This window comes from Burkholderia sp. HMSC10F09 (genome assembly GCF_001806955.1).
Lineage (GTDB): Bacteria > Pseudomonadota > Gammaproteobacteria > Burkholderiales > Burkholderiaceae > Burkholderia > Burkholderia multivorans.
Window position 1 is genome coordinate 1 of sequence record NZ_KV786762.1, and the last position, 6,027, is coordinate 6,027.

Consider the following 6,027-nt stretch of genomic DNA (forward strand, 5'->3'; position numbering starts at 1 on the left):
CTGCGCCGCGACTGGGGCGACGCGTCGCGTCGCGGGGGCGATCTGGTCGATCTGTCGCATGCGGACGGCGAGCCCGATGCGTTGCTCGTGCATCTGCGCGACGACAGCTATCAGGGGCGCGTCGCCGTCGATGCGAGCGACGATCTGCGCACATGGCGTCCGCTCGGCGAGACGCAACTGCTGAAGGTCGGCACTGGCGCGGATCTCCTCGTGCAGGAGCGCATCGCGCTCGACGGCGCGCGGCCGCGCTATCTGCGGCTCAACTGGCTCGACGGCGCGCCGGAGATCGCGTCGATCGACGTCGAAACGCGCCCGTCCGATCCGTCCGCGACGGATGCCGCGGCGGTGCCGCGCCAATGGCGCAACGCGGTGCGCGTGCAGGCCGACGACGTGCGCGGCGCGTACCGCTTCGATACCGACGGCGCGTATCCGATCGACCGCGTGCGCATCGATCTGCCGCAGCCGAACACCGTCGCGCGCGCCACGCTGCAAAGCCGCGCGACGCCGCAGGCACCCTGGCGCGACGTCGCGACTGCCGTGCTGTTCCGGCTGCAGCGCAACGGCGGCGAGCAGCGCAATCCGCCGCTGACGTTCGCCGCGAACACCGATCGCGCATGGCGGCTCGTCGTCGACATGCGCAACGGCGGGCTCGGCGGCGGGCAACCGACGATTGCGGTCGGCTGGCATCCTGCGGTACTGACGTTCGTCGCGCGCGGCGCGCCGCCGTTTACGCTCGGCGTCGGCAATGCGTCGCTCGCGTCGACCGCCGCGACGCGCGACGCGCTGCTGGTCGGGCTCGCACCGGAAGTCCGGCCCGCGCGCGTCGGCGCGGCGCTGCCGGTGGCCGAACCGCCGCCGGCACCGGTCGATATCGATACCGACGCGACACGCCGCTACGTGCTATGGGGTGCGCTGGCGGTCGCGGTTGCGATGCTCGGCGCGATCGCATGGCGTCTCGCGCGCGGCACCGGCACCGGCACCGGCACCGGCGACGACAGCCGCGACAGCAGCGATATTCGCGACGGCGGCAACTAGCGCGACGGACGAAAAAAAGCCCCGCCTGCATCCGCGCGGCGGGGCCAACCCATGTCAGTCGAGACATCATGGAGGAGACGGTTTCATCATATCGACGGCGCCGCGCCGGCCCAACCAAGCATTTCTGCTATCGTTCTGCGCCGCACTGCACACGCCGCGTCGGCATATCGATAGAACGAAAAGTCGTTTTCACAGCGGCGACGCGGTCGTTACCATGCAGTTTTAAGCCTGTGCTTAGCCGGGCAAGCCATTCCCGAGAGGAGCGCCCCTTGACTGCATTCGATCAACATCGCCGGCCGTTCGTCGTCGGCATCGGCGGGACCACCCGCGCCGCGTCGTCGACCGAGCGCGCGCTGTCGTTCGCGCTGCGCGGCGCGCAGGCGGCCGGCGCGCGTACGCGCCTGTTCGACGGCCCGTTCCTGCATACGCTGCCGCACTACGCGCCCGAACAGAACACGCTGACCGACGCCCAGCGCGAACTGATCGACGCCGTGCGCGAGGCCGACGCGATCATCATCGCGACGCCCGGCTATCACGGCGGCGTATCCGGTCTCGTGAAAAACGCGCTCGACACGCTCGAGGAACTGCGCGGCGACGCGCGGCCCTACCTCGACGGACGCGCGGTCGGCCTGATCGTCACGGCGTACGGCTGGCAGGCGGCCGGCACCGTGCTCACGTCGCTACGCTCGGTCGTCCATGCGCTGCGCGGCTGGCCGACGCCGTTCGGCGCAACCGTGAACACGCTCGAGACGCGCTTCGACAGCGCGGACAGCTGCTCGGACCCGAAAGTGGTCGCCCAGCTCGAAACCGTCGGCGCGCAAGCGGCCGAATTCGCGCTGGCGTTCGCTTCGCATCGCGCCGCCACGCATGCGGCATCGGTCGACGCGCTCGCGCCGGTGCTGAAAATCGCGAATCAGTAATCGCCCGTTCTCTGCGCCGCCCGCGCCCGGCCCACGTTCGCCGCGCGCGGGCGGCGCGTTTTCGGACGCGCGCCGCGCGCGTTGCACGCGCGGATGCGGTCGTCCGATGCCGTGCAGCGATAACGATCGCGCGCGGCGCATGATTAGCATTGGCCGAAAGATTGGTTCACGCACGCGACCGATTTTCGTACGCTGACAGCCCGAACCTTCTTTGCACAGGCCCATGAACCGCACGATCCGCTACAAGGGCTACGAAGTGGCCCCCGCCGCCGCCCGGCTGCCGAACGGGCTGTTCGCCGCCAACCTGACGATCGAGAAGGCAAGCGGCGGCCCGTCATCGCGCGCCGTTTCGTTCGACGCGATCGATTTCTTCTTCGAGGAAGAGCACGCACTCGCCTATGCGTCCCGCTGGGGACGGCTATGGGTCGACACGCACGCGTGACATTCGTCAAGCGGCGCGCGTCATGGCCGTACGAAAAATACGCGAAACCGGAACCTATGTGAGAATCTTTCGTTCCGTAATCGCATAACAACAGCCATGACTGACACGCTGCAGGAAGAGCACGCAGCAGCAGATCACGCAATGCGCAACTGGACCTTCGAGAGGCAAGGTCCCGTCAAGATCGGTTCCGACGCGCACAAGCAGATGTTCTGCCGCATGCTGCTCGACACGCACAACCCGTACAAGCCGGCCGTGATCGACTGGCCGCCGCTGAAGCCGGACGAACTCGAACGGCTCACGTCGCTGCCGATCTGGGACATCGCGGTCCAGACCGAAGGCCGCGCGTCGATCCGCGTCGCGACGTTCGCGTCGACGGTCGACGATCCGCTGCTGCGCCAGGCGCTCGAGATGGACGGCGGCGAGGAAGCGCGCCACAAGGTCGTGCTGTCGAAGCTCGTCGAGGCATACGGGATCAAGCTCGCGCCCGAGCCGCCGTATCCGGCGCCGAACGATCCCGAATGGTCGTGGATGGTCACAGGCTTCAGCGAATGCATCGACAGCTTCTTCGCGTTCGGCCTGTTCCGTTCCGCGCAGCGCTCCGGCTACTTCCCGCCCGAACTCGTCGAGACCTTCGAGCCGGTGATCCAGGAAGAAGGCCGTCACATCCTGTTCTTCGTGAACTGGTTCGCGTGGTACTGGCGCAACATGCCGTGGTGGCGCCGCCCGTGGTTCTTCGCGCGCGTCGCGGCCGTGTGGGCGTTCCTGATCTGGGAGCGGATCGGCATCGCGCGCGGTATCGACGCGGACGGCGTCGCGCATGACGCAAACTTCCCGGCGACCGGCACGGCCGCCGTCGGCGATGCGCTGAACCCGCGCGAACTGCTGGAACTCTGCCTGACCGAGAACGACCGCCGGATGGCGGGCTACGACACGCGCCTGCTGCGACCGATGTTCGTGCCGCGCCTGGCGCGCTTCGCGCTGCGTTTCCTGCGGAAGTAAGCCTCTACGCGCGGCCCCGCCGGAATCGGCGGCGCCCGCTCCATGTGCGCCACGCATTCCGAACCTTTGGGCTCCGCGGCGACCATCCTCCCGTTCGTCATCGCGCCGCTCCGTGGGCGCGCATTCGTCCGACGATTGCGCTGCGGCCTCGTTGCTGCAGCGCCTCTGCTCGTCGTCCAAGCCCCATTTGCGTCGCTTCTGCGTGCCGGCTGCGGCGGGCGGGCATCGCGTGTTCGGGCGATTTTCCGGCGCGACCTGCTGAAATCTTCCAATTGGGAGAAATTCGCCAAATTCGACGAGATGTTCGCAGCGCGGTCGGTTGCATTTTTTTACATCTTTGTGAAGCCGGCACGACGCACGTATCGGCCGCAAGCGCCCGCCGGACGGGCCGCCGACGGTCGCCACATGCGTATTTCGGCATAGTCGATCGTTACTTTAATCGGCTTTTGAGATTTAAATTATTATAAAAATGACGCCATCAAAACGATTAAGATAAGCACATCGCAAATCACGAAATTCAACATCCGCGATTATCAAAAAGATTTACGCAACAACATTACATACAAGAAAGGTTCGCCCACCCCGCAAACGTTTGCGGTTTCATTTTCCTTTCATGATGGTAAGAAAGATAACCAGTGGCTTGGCTGGACGCACCACTATGTGATTGATTTTACGCAACTTTCACATCAACCCCAGGCCTCCCGCCAATCTTTCTCTCCGCCTTTCACGATGTTTCATAGGCATTACGATCAGAAATGCCTGAACTTGATCCGTTGACGATCTTTTAACTTTCGACCGAGCGAATTTTTCACTCCTTTGCAATCTCTAAAATGCACCTCCCATAAACTCCGCTCGTCATTTTGAGATTGGCGCGAGCGCACGGCAGATTCGACGACCGAAAAGAGCCAGGTGTGTTGCGTGCTTATTTGGAGGTAGCAGGACATGAACCGCACATACCGCTCGATCTGGAACGAGGCGCTCGGCGCCTGGGTCGCGGCATCCGAACTCGACGCCGCGCGCGGAAAGCCGAACAAGTCCGCCGTCGCGATCGCCGCCGCCGTCGTGCTGACGGCGCTGCCTGCCCTGGCAAGCGCCAACACGTTCGTGCCCGGCACGACGAACGGCTCGCAGTTCACCGTCTCGTCGTGTACGTCGAGCGGCGGCAACGGCACCGTCGGCCGCACGACCACCGGCAACACGAACGCGTATGCGTCCGACGGCTCGGGCACGTATTCGACCGTCGCCGGCTGTAACGCGAGCGGCAACAACAACCTTGCGGCCACCGCCTACGGCGCGTTTGCGCAGATCACCGGCACCGGCGGCACCGCGACGGGCTTCCTGTCGTCGGCCGCGCTGTGGGGCACGGCGGCCGGCCTCGAATCGACCGCGAGCGGCGCCGGTTCGACCGCACTCGGCTTCGGCGCAACGGCGAACGCGCTGAACTCGGTGGCGATCGGCGGTGCGGCCGGCAACGGCACGACGCCGCTGTCGTACGCGAACTCGACGATCGCGTCGGGCGCCGGCGCGGTCGCGATCGGCAGCAACGCGACGAAGGGCGCGCAAGCGGCCGCGTCGGACGGCATCGCGATCGGCGGGCAGTCGTCGGTTGCGTCGGCGGCCACGTCGGGCATCGCGGTCGGCCGCGGCGCAACCGTCAACGGCGCATACGGCATCGCGCAAGGCGACGGTGTCGTGTCGGGCGCGACCGGCCGCAACGTCGCGATCGGCTCGACCGGCACGACGGCGAACAGCAGTACGGCAAGCGGCGGCGCAGTCGCGATCGGCCGCGGTCAGACGGCTGCCGGCGACGGCGCAGTGGCGATCGGCGACCCGAACAGCGCGACCGGCACCGGCGCGCTCGCGATCGGCGCGAACAACACGTCCAACGGCCAAGGCGCGGTGGCGCTCGGCAACGCGAACTCGGCGAGCGGTACGGGCTCCGTCGCGATGGGCAACAGCAACACCGCGTCGAACAGCTCGGTGGCCATCGGCAGCGCCGCGAATGCGACGGGCACGAACGGCTCGGTCGCGATCGGCAACGCCGCGACGGCGAACGGCACGGGCGCGATCGCGCTCGGCAATGTCGGCAGCTTCGCGGCCAATACGCAGGCGACCGGCGCAGACGCGCTCGCACTCGGCAACGGCGCGACGGCGAGCGGCAGCGCGGGCGCGGTGGCCGTCGGTGCGGCAGCGGTCGCGTCGAACTCGTACGCGACCGCGTTCGGTTCGAACTCGACTGCGTCGGGCGCGGGTTCCGTCGCGTTCGCACAAAACGCGACGGCGTCGGTGACGAACGCGATCGCGCTCGGCGTCGGGTCGACCGCGAACGTCGCGAATTCGGTCGCGCTCGGCAGCAGCTCGGTGACGAGCAGTGCGCTGACGTCGACGTCCGGCGGCACCACGTCGGTCAGCAACACGACGATCGGCGGCCAGACCTTCGGCAACTATGCGGGCGCGGGCGCGGCAGGCGGCGTCGTCAGCGTCGGCCAGCCGAACGCGGAGCGCCGCGTGCAGAACGTCGCCGCGGGGCTCGTCAGCGCGACCAGCACGGATGCGATCAACGGCAGCCAGCTCTATGCCGTGGCGAGCACGACGACGTCGAGCATCTCTTCGCTGTCGACTTCCGCTTCG

General features: G+C 67.2%; 5 protein-coding genes. All 5 read left to right on the forward strand.

What is annotated here, in order from left to right:
- A partial coding sequence (locus HMPREF3115_RS17250) for a DUF3999 domain-containing protein (RefSeq protein ID WP_070555332.1) occupies positions 1–1,035 on the forward strand: 1,035 nt, incomplete at its 5' end.
- Between the two features lie 269 nt (positions 1,036–1,304).
- Positions 1,305–1,955, forward strand: a complete 651-nt coding sequence (locus HMPREF3115_RS17255; protein WP_070555334.1) for an NADPH-dependent FMN reductase — start codon at positions 1,305–1,307, stop codon at positions 1,953–1,955.
- A gap of 223 nt (positions 1,956–2,178) precedes the next feature.
- Positions 2,179–2,397: a hypothetical protein gene (locus HMPREF3115_RS17260; RefSeq protein ID WP_009687263.1), complete on the forward strand. Its 219-nt coding sequence runs from the start codon at positions 2,179–2,181 to the stop codon at positions 2,395–2,397.
- A 96-nt stretch (positions 2,398–2,493) separates the two neighbouring features.
- On the forward strand, positions 2,494–3,396 hold the full coding sequence (locus tag HMPREF3115_RS17265) for an aminomethyltransferase (protein ID WP_006411299.1): 903 nt from the start codon (positions 2,494–2,496) through the stop codon (positions 3,394–3,396).
- Between the two features lie 942 nt (positions 3,397–4,338).
- Positions 4,339–6,027, forward strand: a 1,689-nt coding sequence (locus tag HMPREF3115_RS17270; RefSeq protein WP_256276229.1) for a YadA family autotransporter adhesin, incomplete at its 3' end; no start/stop codon positions are given.

Bases quoted from the DNA above. Each gene is read 5' to 3' on its own strand.
- HMPREF3115_RS17260 (WP_009687263.1), top strand. From the start codon at position 2,179: ATGAACCGCACGATCCGCTACAAGGGCTACGAAGTGGCCCCCGCCGCC.
- HMPREF3115_RS17265 (WP_006411299.1), top strand. From the start codon at position 2,494: ATGACTGACACGCTGCAGGAAGAGCACGCAGCAGCAGATCACGCAATG.